Consider the following 18033-nt stretch of genomic DNA (forward strand, 5'->3'; position numbering starts at 1 on the left):
AGGTTTGATTTTATGGCGAATATGCAGACGGCGGCACAAGGGGCCCCCGTTATGGACGAGGCGGCGATGGCGGAAATGCGCCGCCTGATTTTTGAAGCGCCCATCCAGGAACTGGCGGACGCCCAGGGCATTTCCATTGATGAGGCCGTACAGCTCCGGGTGGAGAAAAACCTGGAGGCCGCCGAGGTGCCCATCGAGGTGTCAGTGCGGCCCATTGAGCCCCAGGGCAAGCTGATTGGCTTTGCCAGTGTGAATATCGGCGGCATCGTGATTGACGATTTTAAGGTAGTCAACGGGAAAAACGGGATCTTCCTGGGTGAGCCCAGCAAACCCGATCCCACAACCCGGACGGGCTACCGCTCCACAGCGCGGGTGACAAACCGGGCCTTGCAGGAGCGGTTGAGCGCGGCGGCGGCAGACGGCTACAACATGGCCGTGGAAAAGCTGATTGCCCGCGCCGAGGCCCTGCGTCCAAAGCCGATCCGGGAGCAGATGGCAAACGCGGCAAAGGAGGCCGCAAAGGAAAACGCCACCCGGCCCGCCCAGGCAAAGGGCAAGGAGGCCAGGGATGACCGATAAGGGCACCTCTGGACAAAGTGTCCAGAAGTCCCCGGAGCTCTCGGAGGGGCTGTTCCTCATGGATGGCATCGAGGGCCTGCGCTCCCTGCCCCGTCATTCCGTGGATATGCTCTTAACAGATCCGCCCTATGGCACCACCCGGAACTTTTGGGATGTGCCCCTGCCGCTCCCGGAGCTGTGGGAGGCGGTGAAATGGGCGGTCAAACCGGACGGCGCGATCCTGTTCTTTGCTCAGTGCCCCTATGACAAGGTGCTGGGGGCATCCAACCTGTCCATGCTCCGCTATGAGTGGGTATGGTACAAAAGCCGCTCCACTGGCTTTCTCAATGCCCGCCGCGCTCCGCTGAAAAAGACGGAGAACATCCTTGTATTCTATCAGAAGCTCCCCCTTTACAATCCGCAGTTTGAACAGGGCAAGCCCTATAAGCGGAGCTTGACAAACAACGGGGACAGCCCGAACTATGGAAAATTCGTCCGCACCACGGGCGGCTCGGAGGACGGCCTGCGCTTTCCAGGGAATGTGCTCACGTTCCCCGCTGTCCAGCGCACCGTCCACCCAACGCAGAAGCCGGTGGCCCTGTGCGAGTATTTCATCAAGACCTATACCCGGCCCGGCGAGCTGGTGGCGGACATCTGCGCTGGCTCCGGCACAACGGCGGTGGCCGCCCTCAACACGGGCCGCCGCTTCCTCTGTTTTGAAACCGTCCCGGCCTACTATGCCGCCGCCAGTGAGCGCATCCGCGTGGCGGGCGCGGCGGTGGAGGCCGGGGAGAAAGGAGTGTAACTATCGGGAAATATTCTGTGATCTACGCCGATCCCCCCTGGCGGTATGCTCAAAAGGGCTTGCAGGGGGCGGCGGAAAAGCATTACCCCACAATGGGGATTGACGAGTTATGCACGCTCCCGGTGGCGGATCTGGCGGCCCCGAACAGCGTGCTTTTTTTGTGGGCTACGTTCCCGCAGCTCCCGGAGGCCCTGCGGCTGATCAAGGCGTGGGGCTTCACCTACAAGAGCGTTGCTTTCGTCTGGCTGAAGAAAAACCGCAAGTCCGAGGGCTGGTTCTACGGCCTGGGCTTCTGGACGCGGGGCAACGCGGAGATCTGCCTGCTGGCAACACGGGGACACCCAAAGCGGCAGGCGGCAAACGTCCACCAGTTTATCATTTCCCCTATCCAGGAGCACAGCCGCAAGCCGGAGGAGGCCCGTGAAAAGATCGTGGCCCTCATGGGTGACGTGCCCAGGGTGGAGCTGTTCGCCCGGCAGTCCCCGCCCGGCTGGGACGTGTGGGGGAACGAGGTGGAAAGCACCATCCCGGACTTCTGGACAAAGTGTCCAGAGGTGGCCGGGCCGGAAAGGAGTGAGTAAAAATTCCCTATGTAAATGTCCCCAACGACTTATCCAAAATCAAGACCAAACTTGCCTTTAACCTGACAAAGCGCCAGCTTGTGTGCTTCGGGATTGCGGCGGCGGTGGGCATCCCGTCCTACCTGCTGGCCCGGAGCACTATCGGCAACACGGGAGCCATGTTCCTGATGATGGGGGTGGCGCTCCCGGCGTTCCTGCTGGCGATGTACGAAAAAGACGGGCTCCCCTTTGAAAAGGTGGTGCGGAACGTCCTGCGGGCAAAGTTCCTGCGGCCTGGGGTGAGGCCCTACCAGACGGAAAATATCTATGCCCCGTTCACCCAGCGGGGCGCTGTGAGAAAGGAGGATGCGATTGCAGAACGCAAAAAGCCCAAAGCGCGGCCCCGGAAAGGCCGCTAAACGGAAAGCGGCTCTCTCCGCCCAGCAGACGATCCCCTATCTGGTGATGCACCCGGACGGGGTGTGCCAGCTCCCCGGAGGGCTCTACACAAAGACGGTGGAATATGAGGACATCAACTATTCCGTGGCAAGCACCGAGGATCAGACGGCGATTTTTGGCGGGTGGAGCTCGTTCCTCAATTACTTCGACAGCTCCCTGCCGTTCCAGCTCTCTTTTATCAACCGCCGCTCCCGTTCCCGGAGCAAGTACAAGGTGAACATTCCCCCGGCCCAGGATGACTATGACAGCATCCGGGCGGAGTTCACGGGAATGTTAAAAAGCCAGATTGCCAAAAGCAACAACGGCATCGAGCGGTCAAAATACATCACGTTCGGCCTGCCCGCCGAGGGGATCGCGGAGGCCCGCCCCCGCTTGGAACGGGTGGAGGCCGACGTGACAGGCAACCTCAAACGGCTGGGCGTTCCCTCTGTCCCGATGGACGGGCAGGCGCGGCTGGCCCTGCTCCACGGCCAGATGCACCCCGGCAACCGGGAGCCGTTCCGCTTCTCCTGGCAGGACATCCCCAAAACCGGGCTTGGCACAAAGGACTATATCGCGCCGGACAGCTTCGACTTCCGGCAGTCCCGGACGTTCCGCATCGGCCAATACTGGGGCGCGGCGTCCTACTTGCAGATTTTGGCGTCCGAGCTCTCTGACAAGCTCCTGGCGGAGATCCTGGAGCTGGATGCGGAAATGACGGTTACGCTCCATATTCAGACGGTGGATCAGCTCAAGGCCATTAAGACCATCAAGGGCAAGCTCTCCGACATCGGCAAAATGAAGGTGGAGGAACAGCGCAAGGCGGTGCGGGCCGGGTACGATCCCGACATCCTGCCCCCTGACCTGATTACATTCAGCAAGGACGCGGCGGAGCTCCTGGCCGATCTGCAGTCCCGCAACGAGCGGATGTTCCTCTTGACGTTTACGGTGATCAATATCGCGCCCACCCGCCAGCGGCTGGAAAACGATGTGTTCACGGTGGGCGGTATCGCACAGAAATACAACTGCGCTTTGAAGCGGCTGGACTGGCAACAGGAACAGGGCTTTGTGTCCTCTCTGGCCCTGGGATATAACGAGGTGGAAATCCAGCGGGGCATGACAACCAGCTCCACGGCGATCTTTATCCCCTTTATGACCAGGGAGCTGCGGATGGCCGGGCCGTCCCTCTACTACGGCATGAACGCCCTTTCCCACAACGTCATCATGGCTGACCGCAAAAAGCTGAAATCGGCCAACGGACTGTATCTCGGCTCCACGGGCTCCGGCAAGAGCTTCGCCGCAAAGCGTGAGATCATCAACGTGTTTCTCGCTATCCCAAAAGACCGCATTATCATTGTCGATCCGATGGGGGAATATGCCCCGCTGGTGCGTAGGCTGGGCGGCCAGGTGGTGGAAATCGCGCCCGGCTCCCCCAGCCATATCAACCCGATGGACATCCAGCTTGATATGGACGATGACGAAAGCCCGCTTTCCATGAAAGCGGATTTTTTGTTGTCCCTGTGCGAGCTGGTGGTGGGCGGCAAGGACGGCCTGCAACCCATCGAGAAAACCGTGATTGACCGCTGTGTGCGGCTCATTTACCGGGACATGGCCCTGGGCCTGGGGGACGGCAAGCCGCCTTTGCTCCAGGACTTATACGAGGAGCTTCTCAAACAGCCGGAGCCGGAGGCCCGTCGGGTGGCAACCGCCCTGGAACTCTACTGTACGGGCTCCCTTAACCTGTTCAACCATCAAACCAACGTAAAACTGACGGCGCATATTGTCTGCATCGTTCTCAAAGGACTGGGAGAAAACCTCCGCAAGATCGCCATGCACGTTACCAACGACTTTGTAACGTCGGCGGTCAATGTGAATTTCCACAACGGCGTTTCTACCTGGTGCTACTTTGACGAGTTCCACATCCTGCTCCGGGACGCGCTCACCGCCAGCTACTTTGTAGCCGTGTGGAAGATGCTCCGCAAAAAGGGTTGCGTGCCCTCGGCTTTAACGCAGAACGTCAAAGACCTTTTGGCCAGCCGGGAGATCGAGGCCATTCTGGACAACACCGACTTTATGATCCTGTTGTCCCAGGCCCAAAGTGACCGGGCGATTTTGGCGAAACAGCTCGGCATTTCCGAGCATCAGCTCTCCTATATCACCCACTCCAATTCCGGCGAGGGCCTGCTGTTCTATGGCAATGTGACCATCCCCTTTGTGGATCGGTTCCCCAAAGGGGAGATCTATAACCTGCTCACCACCCGCCCGGAGGATTTGAAGAATGAAGCGAAAACCGAATAAACCCCAACAGGAGCCCAGGGAGCGCCCCGGCTCCTGGGAGGAGCCCGCCGATCCCGGCGGCGCTTCTTCCGGGGACGCTGGGGGCGGCTCCCCAGGCGGTGCCGGGACGGAGGGCACTTCTGGACAAAGTGTCCACAAGTCTAAGTTTAGGCAGAAAAGCAAGCAGGAACAGGCCGCCGCATCTAAGCTCCGCATGGAAAAGCGCGGGGAAAAGCTGGAGGCGGCCAGGGGCAAGCTGGCAAAACAGAAGCCCCCGAAAAAGCCCGGCCCCGTCCGGCGGGTGGGCCGCGCCGCTGGCGGGGCCGTTCACGGCTTTGTGCATGGGAAGATTTACGAAAACGAGCAGGAAAACGTGGGCATCGAGGGGGCCCACCGCTCCGAGCTGGTGGGCGAGGCCGCCCTGCGGCATGGCTCCCGGTTTGTGAAGCGGAAAGTCCGGGAACACCCGGCAAAGGCCGTCCAGCGGGCCGAGTCCAAATATGTCAAGGCCACGGCGGACTATCACTTCCGCATGGCCGCCCAGGAGCACCCGGAAATGTCCGGCAACCCGGTTTCCCGGATGTGGCGCAAGCACCGCTTGAAAAAGCAGTATCAGAAGCGGGCGCGGCAGGCGGTCAAGACCGGGGCGGCAGGCGCGGCGAAAAAGACCGTCGCCGCCACGGAAAAGGCCGGGGCAAAGGCGGTGGGCTTTGTGAAGCGGCATCCCGTGGGGGTGGTGCTGGCCCTGGCCTGTGTGCTCCTGCTCTTTCTGATGCAGTCCTGCTCGTCCTCCCTGGTGACGCTTGGCAACGCCGGGGCGGGCGCGGTGGGCGCGACTACCTACCCATCCCAGGACGAGGAAATGCTGGCGGCGGAGGCGGCTTATGTGGGAATGGAGGCGGAGCTCCAGGATTACCTGGACAGCTACGAAAGCACCCACGACTATGACGAGTACCACTTCGACTTGGACAGCATTGAGCACGATCCCTATGTGCTGATCTCCATTCTGTCGGTGCTCCATGAGGGGGCATGGACGCTGGATCAGGTGCAGGGGACGCTGGAAACCCTCTTTGACCGCCAGTACATTCTCACCGAGGATGTGGTGGTGGAGGTGCGCTACCGGACGGAAAGCCGGACGGACAGCGAGGGCAACTCCTACGATGTGGAAGTCCCCTATAATTACTACATCTGTTATGTGACGCTGGAAAACAAAAACCTGTCCCACCTGCCCCTGGAAATGATGGACGAGGAACAGATGTCCCGGTACTCCCTCTATATGTCCACCCTGGGGAACCGGCCTGACCTGTTCCCTGAGTCGGCCTATGTGGGAAAATACGTTACCAACCCGCCCGCCGGATATGACGTGCCGGGGGAATATCTGGACGATGAAACCTTTGCGGCCATGCTCACTGAGGCGGAGAAATACCTGGGCTATCCCTATGTGTGGGGAGGCTCCAGTCCGGCCACATCCTTTGACTGCTCCGGCTTTGTGTCCTGGGTCATCAATCACTCCGGCTGGAATGTGGGCCGCCTGGGGGCCCAGGGGCTCTATAACATCTGCACCCCTACCAGCAGTCCAAAGCCCGGCGATCTGGTGTTCTTTGTCGGCACCTATGACACGGCGGGCGTGTCCCACTGTGGCATCTATGTGGGGGACGGGATGATGATCCACTGTGGAGATCCCATCCAATACGCAAATTTGAATACAAGCTACTGGCAATCTCATTTCTACGCCTACGGGCGTTTACCCTGACAAGGAGGTATCTATGGCGGTAAGCAAAAGCCAGAAAATCCAGGCCGAGATTGATAAGGTCAAGGCCAAAATCAGCGAACAGCAGGCCCGGCTCAAGGAGCTGGAAAAGAACAAGCAGGAGGCCGAAAACAGCGAGATCGTGGACATCGTGCGGGGCATGAGCATTTCCCTGGAGGAGCTCCCCCTGGTGCTCCAGCGGCTCCGTGACGGCGGAAAGGAGGAAAACGAATAATGAAACGCTTTCGGGTGATGGCGGCGGCGCTGTGTGTCGCCGTTCTTTTATGCGGATTTAGCGTCCCGGCCTATGCCTATGCGGACGGCGGCGAGGGCGCGGACTATGGCGATCCCACCATGACCGAGGAACCCCCGGCCCCGGAGCCGGAGCCCACCATTGAACCGGGCAAGGGCTTTTCGGAGGAGGGCAACCTTGTGACCCGTGATCTGCTCTATGACGAGCACACCAACAAGCAGTTTATCACGGTGCAGACGGCGGGCGGGAACACCTTTTACATTGTCATTGACTATGACAAGCCCGTGGACGAGGAGGGCGAGCAGTATGAAACCTACTTCTTCAGCGTGGTAGACGAGGCCGATCTGCTGGCCGCAGCCGAGGCCGCCGGGGTGGAGCAGGCGGTCTGCTCCTGCTCTGAAAAATGCGCGGCGGGTGCCGTGAATACGGAGTGCGCGGTCTGCTCGGTCAATATGGAAAAATGCGTGGGCGTGGAGCCGGAACCCGTGGAAACCGAGGAACCCGCCCAGGAGGAGGCCGAGCCGGAAACGGGCGGCAATACGGGGATGCTCCTGGCGGTGCTGGCCGTGGCCTTAGTGGGCGGCGGCGCGGCGTTCTATTTCAAGGTACTGCGCCCCAAACAGCAGAAAGCCGCCGAGCCCCAGGAGGACTATGGCGACGAACTCCCGGACTATGACGGGCCGGACGGCTACGGGGACGAGGACGATGACGGCCCGCCCTGGGACGAGGAGGACGATAACGGAGAGGAGGCGGACAAATGAAGTTTACCGACAGCCCCTTTGAAAAAATGATGAAGCAGAAGCCCCGTCCCCAGGCCCCGTCTGTCCCCAAAGCGCCCAGGGGCTCCCGGTGCTCCGGGTGCCCCTACTGGCGGGGCATCGGCTGTGTGTCCTGCTACCGGGAGCTTTTGAAAGCCCCGGCTGGCGGGAGGTGACGGCTTGGCCCGTGAACTGACACGCGAGGAAAAAAAGAAAATCCGCGCCCTGGTAACAAAGTGGTGCGCCAACTATGACAAGGAATACGGGTGCCTGCCCCTGGAGTGCGAGTGCTATATGTTCGGGAAATGCTGGACGGGTGCCTACTGCCGCTACTTCCGGGAGGCCGTTCTGCCCCTTGATCCGGCGCTGGAAGCCGCCCTCTTGACCGAGGGGCCCAGGCCGGAGTTTAAGCCCTGTCCCATCTGCGGCGGGGCCGTCCCCGCCGATGGGCGCATGGCCTACTGCTCCGAGTCCTGTGCCCGGATCGCCCTGCGGCGGCAAAAGCGGGATTATATGCGGAAAAAACGGAGGTGATGTGTGGAAAATTAGACCCCGGAAAATCCGCTTGTATCAAGGCTTTCCGGGGCCGCTTTTGGGGTAGGCCGTATCTTTCTATGGCTTCCCTGGTTTGCTCAAATGCTTTCCACATCTATCCTCGCCGCTTCTGGACACTTTGTCCAGAGGTGCGGGGCATTTAAGGAGGTGTTATTCTGGAGGAAAATCAAGGCTATGTAATCCGGCGCACAATCCTGTTTGACAATCAATGCGGCTTTGCCCTGGGGGAAAACAGCAGGGCCCCTAATCCCTTTGTGACATGGCAGTTTAACGAGCAGGACGGCCACCGGGATTACTTTTGGGGCCACTATATGAATGAGCCGGATATGGCGGAACGGGACTTACTCAATCGGGCCGGGGACTACCAGCGGCGCTACCATGTGCAGGAAGTGGAACAGGCCCCGGACAAGGAAACCTATCTGTATTACTCTACCCAGCGGCCTATCGACATCGGCACATACCCGAACAGCTATTTTAACCGCCCTGTCCACATGGATTTATACTTTACCCGCCAGCAAGTGACGGGTGAGGCGTTCCAGGCGTGGGGAGCCATCACCTATGCCCATCCCCTGACGGAACGGGAAATGCAGGACTATGAGCTCCGGCCCTCCCGCAATAACCTGGATATTCGGCGGCAGATGGACGCCCAGGCCCAGGTGGTGGGGAAATGGGAGGATGCTCACCGCGTCCCGGATCAAAAGCGGCTGACGTGGTTTTACCCGGACTTCGGCAGTTATGTGGTGAAAGAATACATCACCCCGGAGCAACTGGCAGACTTTGCCCGTGGCGTGGAACGCCAGGAGGCGGCGCGGGCCCACAAGGAGGCCAAACGCCAGCCCCCGATTGCGGAGCAACTGAAAGCGGCCCAGCGGGAGGTCCAGGAGCACCGGGCCCCGGATGGCCACAAAAAGAAAGCCCCTGACCGGGGCGACAGATAGGAGGAAGATTATGGACAAGAAGCGTGAACAGGATTTTGCCAACCAGGAAGCCCTGCGGCTCTCCGGGGTATTCAATACGCCGATCCCCGCCCAGCCCCCGGAACGGGAAAAGGCGCTGGACAAGGTAAAGGAGCCGCCCCGTACCAGCCGGAGTCTGGAACGGGAGGAGCGGTGACAAAGAAACGCCGCCGCCCCATCCATCTCCATGTGATGGTGTCCGAGGAGGAGCTGGCGCTGATCCGGGAGCGCATGGCCGAGGCGGGCATCCGCAATATGGGGGCCTATATGCGGAAAATGGCCCTCAATGGGCATGTGCTCCATGTTGACCTGTCGCCTGTCCAGGAGCTGGTGTCGCTCCAGCGGCGGTGCTCCAACAATCTAAACCAGGTGGCGATCCAGGCGAATACCTACGGCGGTATTTACCCGGAGGAGATTACGGCTCTGCAACGGGACTATGAAAAGCTGCGGCGGCCCCTTTCCGATCTGCTGGAAAAGCTCTCCGCCATCGTGCGGCTCTGACCTGCCGGGGAGCGGCTTTGCCGTTCCCCGGCTATCTCGACTTCTGGACATTTTGTCCAGAGGTGGGGATAGCCGAGGCATCCTTGTTGGCCCCCTCCTGCGGAGTTATAATATACATATAGAGGCAAACAACGAACATTTTGTAGGAGGTATGAACGATGCGGACAATCTTGAAAATCATCGCGGCTCCCTTTGTCCTGGCCCTGATCCTCATTGTGGCGGTGCTTACGTTCCTGTCCTGCGTGGCAGGGGCGGTGTGCATTGTGGCTTGTGTGGGCCTGTCCCTGCTGGCGATCCTCTGCCTGCTGGCCGGGCAGACAGTAGGCTGCATCGCCATGTTTGTGCTGGCGTTCCTCGTTTCCCCATTTGGGCTCCCAGCCCTGGGCGGCTGGCTGGTGGAGCGTCTGCATGGGATAAAGTATGCGGCGATGGACTTTATGGCAAGCTGATACTTATGGACAGAGTGTCCAGAGGTGCCGGGGGGCGGGTGAAACAGACCGCCGCCCGCTTTTTCTGCTGGGAAAGGAGGTGCGGCTATCGCTACAACTTACATCCGGCCCTACAAGGTGGCGGCGGGAAAAACGGCTGTCCAGACGATGGAGGATCGGTTTGCCTACGGGCTCAATCCGAAAAAGCTGGGGGCCGTGTCTGCCTACCTCTGCGATCCGGCGTTGGCCCCGGCTGAGTTTCTTCTGACGAAAAGCCAGTACCAGGCGGAAACGGGCCGGGCCGTGGAGCGCGGAGCCCTGTTCTTTCAGATCCGGCAGGCGTTCCCGCCCGGTGAGGTCACGCCGGAGGAGGCCAACAAAATCGGCTATGAAACGGCCATGCGCTGGACAAAGGGAAAGTATCAGTTTTTTGTATGTACCCACATTGACAAGGGCCACATTCATAATCACATTTATTACAACTCCACCGCCCAGGACTGTTCCCGGAAGTTTCATAACTTCATCGGCTCCAGCTTTGCGGTGCGGCGGCTCTCTGACCGGGTGTGCATTGAGCATGAGCTGTCTGTTATCCAAAATCCGAAACAGCACAGCAAAGGCCGCTTTCTCCATTATGGCCAGTGGATTGGAGAAAAGCCGCCCACCGCACAACAGCGGGTGCGGCTGGCCATCGTGGAGGCCCTGGAGAAAAAGCCTGCCGACTTCCCGGCGTTCTTGCGGCTCATGGAGGAGTCCGGCTTTGCGGTGAAGCATGGGCGGGGCGGTGTGATCTCGTTCCTGGCTCCTGGGCAGGATAAGCCCACCCGCCTGCGCTCGTCCACCCTGGGCCCCGGCTTTGACCCGGAGGACATTCGGGCGGTGATTGCCGGGGAGCGCCCGATCCCGGAGCTGCCGAAAGAGGGCCCGCCCTCGGCCCGGCGCGTCGATCTGATTATCGACATCCAGGAGCGGCTGGCCCAGGGCAAAGGCCCGGCCTATGAGCGGTGGGCCAAAGTTTACAACCTCAAACAGATGGCCGCCGCGCTCCAGTACCTCCGGGAACATGATCTGATGGATTATGACGCGCTGGCCGTCAGCACCGAGGCGGCGGTGGATCGCGCCCACAAGCTGGCCGAGGAACTGCGGGACACGGAGGCCGCCCTCTCTAAAACTTCTGAGCTCATGGGCGCGGTGGTACAGTATGCAAAGACGCGCCCTGTGTTCGATGGTTACAAGGCGGCCCGGTACAGTAGAAAATATCTGGCCCAGCACGAGGCGGAGCTGGCAGACTACCGGGCGGCCAAAGCTACTATGAGCGATCTTTTGGGCGGGGCGAAGCTCCCGAAAATGGACACGCTGAAAAAGGAGCGCCGGGAGCTCTCCGAAAAGAGAAAGGCCCTTTATGCAGAATACCGCAAGGCCCAGGCGGAAATGCGGCAGGCCGTGGCGGTCAAGGCGAACATTGACCATCTGCTCGGCCATACGGATGGGCGTGAAAATAAGGCCCAGGAGCGATAGCTCCGGGCCGCAGACAACCAGGGACTTCTGGACAAAGTGTCCAGAAGTCCGGCGGGTTTGGGGAGCTCCCCAACAAGCATTTTCACGGGCCTGCGGCCTGTGAAAATTTCGGAGTGTGGCTACACCCGAATTGCTTGCCGAAACGCGCAACCCCCGAAGTGGCGCGAAAAAACGGAGGCATACGCTTTTCTTACGCATCCTCCGTTTCCTTAGCCGCTTTCATCGCTTGGATCGTGGCTTCTACAATTTTCAGTTCTTTTTCGTCCAGGGCGTTGAGCATGGCGTCAATCCGCTTTCTGCACTCGCTCCCTCTGTTCTTGGACGGATAGAAATATTGATCTACCGATATATCGAACATTGTCACCATCTGATAAAAGGTATTAAGGCTGGGGTGCTGGCCGTCATTCTCATTATACATGATAGTGCGCGGAGCCCGGTCAACAATATAAGCCAGTTGCTCCTGCGTCATTCCGCTGGCTTCTCTTGCCCGCTTGATGGCGAGCCCTATATCGTGAAAATCAAATCGTCGTTCATCTCTTTCAATCTTCATAATATCACCTAATGTAATTTTACATTTCAGGTATTATTATTTGAACGATTGTATATTTCATTCTACTGACTGTTTAATTTCACGAAGAGTGAAGAAGAGGATTGTTCAGACAGCGGTAACAAGCTATAATTGAATTGTATGAGGTGGTAATATGCGAATTGCAGTTTGCGAAGATGATAATATAGTTGCTGCATACTTGGAGGATTATTTATCTTCTTTGAGCGTGCAGAATATTGAATATGAGATTTTTACTTCTGGTAATGATCTCATTCATTACATGGAGCAGGAAAAAACTTCTTTCAATATTTTTTTTATGGACATAGAAATGCCAGGGAGAAACGGTATTGAAACATCTGCCTATATTCGGGAGCACGATAAAAATGCTTTGATAATCTTTATCACAGATCATCAAGATTATGTATATCAAGTATTTGAGGTGCTTCCATTCCGATTTTTGATAAAGCCAGTCCAGCGGGAACAGTTAAACACGGTTTTGAAAGATGCGATTTTGCAAATTAACACGGCAAAAAAATTGTTTTTCTTCAGAATTGGTAAACAGCAATTTCAAGTCGCCTATGATGAAATTTTATATTTTGAGGGAAATCTACGAAAGGTACGACTTGTATCAACCGTTGGAGAATGGGATTTTTACGGAAAAATTTCTAAAGTGTTTAGTGACCTGGATGTAAATTTATTTTTGCAGTCCCATAGTTCCTTTCTTGTCAATATGGAATACATCCGTTGCATTACAGAAACAGAAATCACTTTGACGAATGGAATGACAATTCCGATTAGTAAGAAATTTCGTGACAGTGTAAAACAACGTCACATGGAATATGTAGAATGGAGGTGTGGGAATGGCTGAATTGATCGTGTTAATCTTTCTAATACTACTATTCAATTTAGTAGATAGTATCTTTATATTACGATACCATGAACACCTTTATGGAGCCGTTCGTTGGGAAAAGCGGAAGTTTGTTTTACGTTTTACGATTATTATTCTTTCGGCCACAGTAGTAATTTCTGCCATACCAGCAATGATATTATGGGGAATGACTTTGTTTAGCTCCTTTTGGATGGGAGCATATCATGGTGGAAAGAAAAACAAAGTGCTGTTCCAGGTGGTATTGATTTCTTTAGCAGTTTTATCATTCATTTTATCGTTTGTAATTGCTATTGCATTTTTCAAGGATGACATTACAGTTGGCATATTTACACTGTTGGCTTCCCATATAATTTTTGGCGTTATGGTAGAAGTTACAAGGCATTTCCAGCAATCCATCTTGATTGATCTCCCTGGAAAAATGTGGCTGATTCTCTTTTCAATTCCAGTTGCCAGTTTGATTTGTGTTCCTGCTTTTTCTCGGATGATTGCTCTAAATGAAAGCCCTGCAAGCGGTATTGGGAGAAATCAAGTTATTATATTGTTCGCTGTTTTCTTCATTAACATTATGGTGTTCTATTTATTCGGAAAATTCTCTGAATTATTAAGCACAAGAATAGACGCGGCTGTATTACAGCAACAAATTGAAATGCAGGAGAAATACTACCTTGCTATTGAAGAAAATCACGCAAAAGTACGCTTACTCCAGCATGATATGAGAAACCAGATCAATGCAATTACGACAATGTTTAAAGAAAATCAGATGGAAAATCTCGGTCAATATCTGAAAGAAATCGGAGGACAGATCAATCAAATTGAAAAAGTGATTGTAACAGGAAATGCCCCTATAGATACGATACTTAACATCAAAATTTCAGAGCTGATAGGGTGTGGTATCAAAGTAAATACAAATGTCTTGCTCCCCAAAGGAATAAAAATAGATTTTCGTGAAGCCGCTACTTTGTTTGGAAACCTTTTAGATAATGTTATGGATGAGTGTAAGCGGCTTCCAAAAGAAAAACAAGAGGCTAAAATTCAGCTTTCCTATATCAACCATATCATGTTTATTCGGATTTCAAACCCGATGGCAGTAGCCGAAAAACAGTTCCCGCTCAAAAGCGAAAAACCAGATTCGGAATTGCATGGGTTCGGGATGAAAAGTGTTCAACAAGTGGTAGAACAATTTAATGGAACTATAAAACTGACTGCTCAAGATTATTTATTTCAGATTTCCATTGTTCTATATGGCGTTTAGGACAATAATGACAATTTGGTTCATCAAATATGACGACCAGCTATTTTCTTTGATTTTTGGTGCTACTATGTTTCTGCAAAGAATACATAGTAGCACTTTTTTGGAGGTAGATAACATGAAAAAAGGATTGTTTGGAGCTATCGCTCTACTTGTGTTTGCTTTGATTGGGGGCGCAATCTTAAAGACTATGGGTGCCCCTGCTCTGGCGATAAAAGGAGCAACCCTCGTTGCCGTATTTTCGGTTTTGATTGGTGGAAAATTGATTTTTGATTACTTCTGGAAAAAGCGGAGGTGATCAGTGTGTGGGCAATCACAAAAAGAGAATTTTGGAACCTGATAAAAAGCGTAAGGGCTCTTATCATCATTCTGTTGTTTAGCGCAGGTAGCATTTGGGTGACAAATAGTTTATCCAAAGTAAGCGGACAACTCGATGTAGCAGAATACTATGCCAGTTTGAGGTTGTTGGTCTTGATTTTCGGCTTCCTGTTTGCAACCATTTTATCTCACAGTTGCTTTAACGGTGAAGTGGAAACAAAAACAATACGTTTGCTCCTGACCAAAGTTTCCAAAACAAGTATTGTTGTTGGTAAACTGCTCGGCACTTCCTTATTTTGGATGGCTTGCTTAACAGGTAGCTTCCTTTTTATATCAGTGGTTGGCAAAGTTTTTCGTCCGTCTGAACTGTTTATTGCTTTTTCAACAATGGCATATTTTAACAGTATTGTACTTTTGATTTCAGTAGTCACGACAAAATCTTCTCGAAGCAATTTTATTGGACTTATATTTGCACTGTTACTTCCCGGCCTTGGATTGTATGCTACCCTTACAGCTACCTCACCTCTGCATTTTTTACAATACTTCTTTCCATATTTTTATTTGCTGCAAGGCGTGAGATATATGAGTGTCCCCCTGGTCTTTGCCGTGTTGTTGACTTGGGTAGCCGTATTGTTGGTAAAAAGGAGGGACTACTAAATGGCTGCAATTAGAACACAAAATTTACAGAAAAACTACGGGAAAACCAAGGTGCTTCAAGGTATTACACTATCTGTCGAGGATGGTACATTTTGGGGACTGATTGGGAAAAACGGTGCAGGTAAAAGTACACTTATCAACACTTTGACAGGGACAGTTCTAAAATCTGGCGGTTCTTTTTGGATTTATGACACGCCGGATCAAGAACTGGATCAGGCAAAAAAGTCTATTGGTGTTATGCCGGATGTTTCTGGCCTATATGGTGCAATGACAGGTGTTGAATTTTTAAAATATATGGCAGCGCTAAAAGGCGTGAAGTTAACAAAAAATGATATTAAGCGCTGTCTGGATGATGTCAACTTGGATGTTCCTTTTGATCGCAAAATAAAGGAATACTCTTTTGGAATGAAAAAGAAGATTTCTTTAGCACAAGCTCTTATAGGCGAACCAACATTACTGTTTCTTGACGAACCGACATCCGGTGTTGATCCAGAGTCTATTTTACACCTGCAGGAGTTATTCCATCGTTTGCACCAAAACGGCACAACTATTTTTCTGGCATCCCATAATCTTAATGAAATAGAACGGCTATGTAGTCATGTCGCAATTTTGGATCAAGGTAACTTCCGTGTAAATGGTGAGATTAACGAAGTTATCAACCGCTATACGGCAGTTATAAAGGTGCAAATTCATTGCCGAGTTCCTGATGATTTTTGTATGTCACCCAAATTTCATTTTGCCAAATTGATTGAGGCTACGGCTGACACAATGATTTTTGAGGTTAAAACTCAGGAGGACATTTCAAGGATTGTTGAGTTGCTTGTCTCTTGCGGCATATCCATTTATTCTGTTTCTCCGCAAAAGGCAACTTTGGAAGAAATCTTTTTAACGTGATTATGAAAGCCAAAACAATAGATGAATTTCCATTTTCATCTAAGACCTTGTCAAAATCAATACGGTATCAGATACTTTCATATAAATTCTTGGCAGGCGCAAAACTACCCTCAATTCGTGTTCTCGCTCAGAAATATGACTGTAATCCGAATACCATCTGTCGGGCGTTAAATAAACTTGTGTCAGATGGATTGATAATTAAAAATCTGGGCCGAGGCTATTATGTAGTTGATGATGTGTTTCTGATTCAAGAGAAAAGACGTTTGGAACTTAAAAAGCTCACAATGGAATTATTTGCATCTCTTAGCTCTTTAGGTTATAAACACGATGAAATTCTGGAACTGATTTTTGCATTAGCGGATAAGTAAAATAGATATGACCGCCCAACGGCATATAAAAAAACCGTTGTTTCGGCGGCTGGATCATCACGCGCCAAAGCAAAATACAGTAGCCTTACGGCGGTTTTGAAATAACAAATTTCAAGCCGCCGTTTTCTTTTCAAAAAATGAGATTACGGGGGGGGGGTATTAAAGTCGCCCTTTTTTAAGGATACGGCGGTGTCCGGGAGGTATCGCTGTGTCCTTTTTCTTTTTCCATCCCCCTAACCTGTCAAAAAAAGCCCACCCGCCCAGCAGGATCAATCCGGCGGCGGATGTGCAATTTGGCAGTACATAAATGAATTTGTCGTTTCATGCGCTTGTGTGGCCTTGTGTCGCGCAGGCGCATTTTGTTTGTCCGACTTCTGGACACTTTGTCCAGAGGTGCGGGGCGGTTCCCCTGGGTGCCGCTCTCCGCCAGCCCCCGTTTCGGTCACTCGTTCACCCAACACCGAAACGGAGGTTTATAATGACTACCATCAATCTGAAAGATTTTTATTATTGGTACACGCAGGATCAGTTTATTGAAGTCACCGAGGAAGTGGCCGAGGCGCTCCGGGCCAGCATCCGCTATGAAGCGGCCTACCAGCGGCGGCTCGCCCGGCACAAGGCGCAGTATTCCCTGGACTGTGAGGACGGGATCGAATACTCCGCCTGCCTGCATGAGCCCACGCCCCAGGAGCTTCTGGAACGCATGGAGCTGTTTATCCGGCTCTGGAACGCCCTCAACTCCCTGCCGGAGATCCAGGGCCGCCGGATCGACGCTCATATCATTCTTGGCATAAGCATCAAAGAAATTGCTGAGGCCGATGGTGTACATGAGGAGTCCGTCCGCCAGTCTATCAAGCGGGGCCTGGAACGCATGAAAAAACTTTTTGATTTTTGCTGTTTCCCCACTTGGAATTGATGCAAAAATGTCTTGGTTAGTAGAGAGGGAAATATAAACCTCTCCACAACGGAACGACGGCGGCCCTGAGCATAGCGCGGGGAGCCGGGCGGCGGGTGCGCGGTGACTTCTCTCCACGGAGAACGAGCGATAAACACCAGCGCCGCAGGTGGGCCGGGCCAACCCACGGCCACGATCCGCCATTGGACAGGCTGGCCGCCTGTCCCTCCGGGCCGCCGTTCCCCGTTGCGTGGGGATGCCGCGCCGAGTATGGTTGTCTTTGGACAGGTCAAGGAAACGGGCGCGGCACTCCCTAATTTATCAAGAAAGAGGGGAACGCTCTATGAACTATGATCCAGAACTGGCGGCCTTGCTCTCCCAGCCGTGGAGCAACGATGCCTGCCGGGGGTACGTCATCGCCGCGATGGAGCGGTGCGGCTTTAAGCCGTCCGACATTGAACAGGTGATGGTCGAGCTTTACGAGGTATTCGACTATACCACTTTGCAGGAGGCCGAGGCTTACTACGAGCGGAGCCCCTACTAAGTTCTGGACACTTTGTCCAGAGGTACATATCCGGCCAAAGGCCAGCACTTTCCCGGTGCTGGCCTTTGCCATGTTTCAAGACATTCTTTGATTGTATGGGAGGGATTTTATGCAGGCACAGGTCAAATATGAAAGTGAAATCAAAACTGCTGTACTCGGAGATCGCACGATCACCGTCAAAAATCTCACCCCCGTTTTTTCCCCGCAGGAACAGGACAAGCGCAACCGCGAAATTGAGCGGCGGCTGTTTGACGTGTTCCGCAAATATGCCGGGCGGGGGTAGGCCAGAGTCATCCTTGTAGTAAGGGGGCGGCAGAG

At 53.8% G+C, this 18033-nt stretch carries 25 protein-coding genes; 24 read left to right on the forward strand and 1 reads right to left on the reverse strand.

What is annotated here, in order from left to right; translation table 11 throughout:
• Positions 1 to 12 precede the first annotated feature (12 nt).
• From ACESY8_RS01155 to ACESY8_RS01225, 15 genes are all read left to right on the forward strand, one after another.
• Positions 13 to 579 carry a septation protein SpoVG family protein gene (locus ACESY8_RS01155; RefSeq protein WP_082382850.1) on the forward strand — a complete coding sequence of 189 codons (567 nt, stop codon included), beginning with the start codon at positions 13 to 15 and terminating at the stop codon, positions 577 to 579.
• Positions 569 to 1363, forward strand: a complete 795-nt coding sequence (locus tag ACESY8_RS01160) for a DNA methyltransferase (protein ID WP_054338604.1) — start codon at positions 569 to 571, stop codon at positions 1361 to 1363. Before ACESY8_RS01155 ends, ACESY8_RS01160 begins: the two co-directional genes overlap by 11 nt.
• A gap of 17 nt (positions 1364 to 1380) precedes the next feature.
• Positions 1381 to 1944: an MT-A70 family methyltransferase gene (locus ACESY8_RS01165; protein WP_498794465.1), complete on the forward strand. Its 564-nt coding sequence runs from the start codon at positions 1381 to 1383 to the stop codon at positions 1942 to 1944.
• Between the two features lie 2 nt (positions 1945 to 1946).
• Positions 1947 to 2342 (forward strand): PrgI family protein, encoded by a 396-nt coding sequence (locus ACESY8_RS01170; RefSeq protein ID WP_054338606.1) that lies wholly within the window; start codon positions 1947 to 1949, stop codon positions 2340 to 2342.
• Between the two features lie 31 nt (positions 2343 to 2373).
• Entirely contained in the window at positions 2374 to 4659 is a 2286-nt protein-coding gene (locus tag ACESY8_RS01175; protein WP_498794517.1) for a VirB4-like conjugal transfer ATPase, CD1110 family, read from the forward strand.
• Positions 4640 to 6391: a C40 family peptidase gene (locus tag ACESY8_RS01180; protein ID WP_498794467.1), complete on the forward strand. Its 1752-nt coding sequence runs from the start codon at positions 4640 to 4642 to the stop codon at positions 6389 to 6391. Before ACESY8_RS01175 ends, ACESY8_RS01180 begins: the two co-directional genes overlap by 20 nt.
• 13 nt (positions 6392 to 6404) lie before the next feature.
• On the forward strand, positions 6405 to 6623 hold the full coding sequence (locus ACESY8_RS01185) for a DUF4315 family protein (RefSeq protein ID WP_054338607.1): 219 nt from the start codon (positions 6405 to 6407) through the stop codon (positions 6621 to 6623).
• Positions 6623 to 7402: a DUF4366 domain-containing protein gene (locus tag ACESY8_RS01190; protein WP_054338608.1), complete on the forward strand. Its 780-nt coding sequence runs from the start codon at positions 6623 to 6625 to the stop codon at positions 7400 to 7402. Before ACESY8_RS01185 ends, ACESY8_RS01190 begins: the two co-directional genes overlap by 1 nt.
• The gene (locus ACESY8_RS01195; protein WP_498794469.1) at positions 7399 to 7575 is read left to right on the forward strand and encodes a hypothetical protein; all 177 of its coding nucleotides are present in this window, start codon (positions 7399 to 7401) and stop codon (positions 7573 to 7575) included. Before ACESY8_RS01190 ends, ACESY8_RS01195 begins: the two co-directional genes overlap by 4 nt.
• Positions 7576 to 7579: 4 nt before the next feature.
• Positions 7580 to 7933 carry a cysteine-rich VLP protein gene (locus ACESY8_RS01200; protein WP_257361544.1) on the forward strand — a complete coding sequence of 118 codons (354 nt, stop codon included), beginning with the start codon at positions 7580 to 7582 and terminating at the stop codon, positions 7931 to 7933.
• 332 nt (positions 7934 to 8265) lie between these two features.
• The gene (locus ACESY8_RS01205; protein ID WP_498794471.1) at positions 8266 to 8892 is read left to right on the forward strand and encodes a defense against restriction DarA-related protein; all 627 of its coding nucleotides are present in this window, start codon (positions 8266 to 8268) and stop codon (positions 8890 to 8892) included.
• Positions 8893 to 8902: 10 nt separating this feature from the next.
• A complete protein-coding gene (locus tag ACESY8_RS01210; RefSeq protein ID WP_164468429.1) occupies positions 8903 to 9067 on the forward strand; it encodes a hypothetical protein in 165 nt (54 codons plus the stop codon).
• Positions 9064 to 9411, forward strand: coding sequence for a plasmid mobilization protein (locus tag ACESY8_RS01215; protein ID WP_054338610.1), 348 nt, complete (start codon positions 9064 to 9066; stop codon positions 9409 to 9411). The genes ACESY8_RS01210 and ACESY8_RS01215 overlap by 4 nt, the downstream gene beginning before the upstream one ends.
• A gap of 158 nt (positions 9412 to 9569) precedes the next feature.
• Positions 9570 to 9860, forward strand: coding sequence for a CD1845 family protein (locus tag ACESY8_RS01220; RefSeq protein WP_054338611.1), 291 nt, complete (start codon positions 9570 to 9572; stop codon positions 9858 to 9860).
• Between the two features lie 147 nt (positions 9861 to 10007).
• Positions 10008 to 11354, forward strand: a complete 1347-nt coding sequence (locus ACESY8_RS01225) for a relaxase/mobilization nuclease domain-containing protein (RefSeq protein WP_054338612.1) — start codon at positions 10008 to 10010, stop codon at positions 11352 to 11354.
• Positions 11355 to 11544: 190 nt separating this feature from the next.
• Here the strand turns inward: ACESY8_RS01225 and ACESY8_RS01230 are convergent, their stop codons facing one another.
• Complete coding sequence (locus tag ACESY8_RS01230) at positions 11545 to 11904, reverse strand: helix-turn-helix transcriptional regulator (RefSeq protein ID WP_054338613.1); 360 nt, start codon at positions 11902 to 11904, stop codon at positions 11545 to 11547.
• Positions 11905 to 12055: 151 nt separating this feature from the next.
• On the opposite strand from ACESY8_RS01230, the gene ACESY8_RS01235 reads away from it, so the two are divergent.
• The 9 genes from ACESY8_RS01235 to ACESY8_RS01275 all read left to right on the forward strand — a co-directional run bounded on the left by ACESY8_RS01235 (position 12056) and on the right by ACESY8_RS01275 (position 17998).
• A complete protein-coding gene (locus ACESY8_RS01235; RefSeq protein WP_257361676.1) occupies positions 12056 to 12769 on the forward strand; it encodes a response regulator in 714 nt (237 codons plus the stop codon).
• The gene (locus ACESY8_RS01240) at positions 12762 to 14042 is read left to right on the forward strand and encodes a sensor histidine kinase (RefSeq protein ID WP_054338614.1); all 1281 of its coding nucleotides are present in this window, start codon (positions 12762 to 12764) and stop codon (positions 14040 to 14042) included. Before ACESY8_RS01235 ends, ACESY8_RS01240 begins: the two co-directional genes overlap by 8 nt.
• A gap of 115 nt (positions 14043 to 14157) precedes the next feature.
• Entirely contained in the window at positions 14158 to 14337 is a 180-nt protein-coding gene (locus ACESY8_RS01245; RefSeq protein WP_054338615.1) for a hypothetical protein, read from the forward strand.
• Between the two features lie 5 nt (positions 14338 to 14342).
• Positions 14343 to 15014: an ABC transporter permease subunit gene (locus ACESY8_RS01250; protein WP_162231854.1), complete on the forward strand. Its 672-nt coding sequence runs from the start codon at positions 14343 to 14345 to the stop codon at positions 15012 to 15014.
• Positions 15015 to 15908, forward strand: coding sequence for an ATP-binding cassette domain-containing protein (locus tag ACESY8_RS01255; protein ID WP_257361707.1), 894 nt, complete (start codon positions 15015 to 15017; stop codon positions 15906 to 15908).
• A 2-nt stretch (positions 15909 to 15910) separates the two neighbouring features.
• Positions 15911 to 16276 (forward strand): GntR family transcriptional regulator, encoded by a 366-nt coding sequence (locus ACESY8_RS01260; protein WP_257361708.1) that lies wholly within the window; start codon positions 15911 to 15913, stop codon positions 16274 to 16276.
• 478 nt (positions 16277 to 16754) lie between these two features.
• The gene (locus tag ACESY8_RS01265; protein WP_257361582.1) at positions 16755 to 17192 is read left to right on the forward strand and encodes a sigma factor-like helix-turn-helix DNA-binding protein; all 438 of its coding nucleotides are present in this window, start codon (positions 16755 to 16757) and stop codon (positions 17190 to 17192) included.
• Positions 17193 to 17514: 322 nt separating this feature from the next.
• Entirely contained in the window at positions 17515 to 17715 is a 201-nt protein-coding gene (locus ACESY8_RS01270) for a hypothetical protein (protein ID WP_021903912.1), read from the forward strand.
• Positions 17716 to 17824: 109 nt separating this feature from the next.
• A complete protein-coding gene (locus ACESY8_RS01275; protein WP_022200308.1) occupies positions 17825 to 17998 on the forward strand; it encodes a hypothetical protein in 174 nt (57 codons plus the stop codon).
• The last annotated feature ends 35 nt before the right edge of the window (positions 17999 to 18033 follow it).

Source organism: Clostridium sp. ATCC BAA-442 (assembly GCF_964239415.1).
In the GTDB taxonomy this organism is placed as follows: Bacteria; Bacillota; Clostridia; order Oscillospirales; family Oscillospiraceae; genus Flavonifractor; species Flavonifractor plautii.

Bases quoted from the DNA above. Each gene is read 5' to 3' on its own strand.
- ACESY8_RS01195 (WP_498794469.1), top strand. From the start codon at position 7,399: ATGAAGTTTACCGACAGCCCCTTTGAAAAAATGATGAAGCAGAAGCCC.
- ACESY8_RS01275 (WP_022200308.1), top strand. From the start codon at position 17,825: ATGCAGGCACAGGTCAAATATGAAAGTGAAATCAAAACTGCTGTACTC.
- ACESY8_RS01255 (WP_257361707.1), top strand. From the start codon at position 15,015: ATGGCTGCAATTAGAACACAAAATTTACAGAAAAACTACGGGAAAACC.
- ACESY8_RS01245 (WP_054338615.1), top strand. From the start codon at position 14,158: ATGAAAAAAGGATTGTTTGGAGCTATCGCTCTACTTGTGTTTGCTTTG.
- ACESY8_RS01160 (WP_054338604.1), top strand. From the start codon at position 569: ATGACCGATAAGGGCACCTCTGGACAAAGTGTCCAGAAGTCCCCGGAG.
- ACESY8_RS01155 (WP_082382850.1), top strand. From the start codon at position 13: ATGGCGAATATGCAGACGGCGGCACAAGGGGCCCCCGTTATGGACGAG.
- ACESY8_RS01265 (WP_257361582.1), top strand. From the start codon at position 16,755: ATGACTACCATCAATCTGAAAGATTTTTATTATTGGTACACGCAGGAT.
- ACESY8_RS01270 (WP_021903912.1), top strand. From the start codon at position 17,515: ATGAACTATGATCCAGAACTGGCGGCCTTGCTCTCCCAGCCGTGGAGC.
- ACESY8_RS01180 (WP_498794467.1), top strand. From the start codon at position 4,640: ATGAAGCGAAAACCGAATAAACCCCAACAGGAGCCCAGGGAGCGCCCC.
- ACESY8_RS01230 (WP_054338613.1), bottom strand. From the start codon at position 11,904: ATGAAGATTGAAAGAGATGAACGACGATTTGATTTTCACGATATAGGG.
- ACESY8_RS01210 (WP_164468429.1), top strand. From the start codon at position 8,903: ATGGACAAGAAGCGTGAACAGGATTTTGCCAACCAGGAAGCCCTGCGG.
- ACESY8_RS01190 (WP_054338608.1), top strand. From the start codon at position 6,623: ATGAAACGCTTTCGGGTGATGGCGGCGGCGCTGTGTGTCGCCGTTCTT.
- ACESY8_RS01185 (WP_054338607.1), top strand. From the start codon at position 6,405: ATGGCGGTAAGCAAAAGCCAGAAAATCCAGGCCGAGATTGATAAGGTC.
- ACESY8_RS01220 (WP_054338611.1), top strand. From the start codon at position 9,570: ATGCGGACAATCTTGAAAATCATCGCGGCTCCCTTTGTCCTGGCCCTG.
- ACESY8_RS01260 (WP_257361708.1), top strand. From the start codon at position 15,911: ATGAAAGCCAAAACAATAGATGAATTTCCATTTTCATCTAAGACCTTG.
- ACESY8_RS01240 (WP_054338614.1), top strand. From the start codon at position 12,762: ATGGCTGAATTGATCGTGTTAATCTTTCTAATACTACTATTCAATTTA.
- ACESY8_RS01205 (WP_498794471.1), top strand. From the start codon at position 8,266: ATGAATGAGCCGGATATGGCGGAACGGGACTTACTCAATCGGGCCGGG.
- ACESY8_RS01235 (WP_257361676.1), top strand. From the start codon at position 12,056: ATGCGAATTGCAGTTTGCGAAGATGATAATATAGTTGCTGCATACTTG.
- ACESY8_RS01225 (WP_054338612.1), top strand. From the start codon at position 10,008: ATGGAGGATCGGTTTGCCTACGGGCTCAATCCGAAAAAGCTGGGGGCC.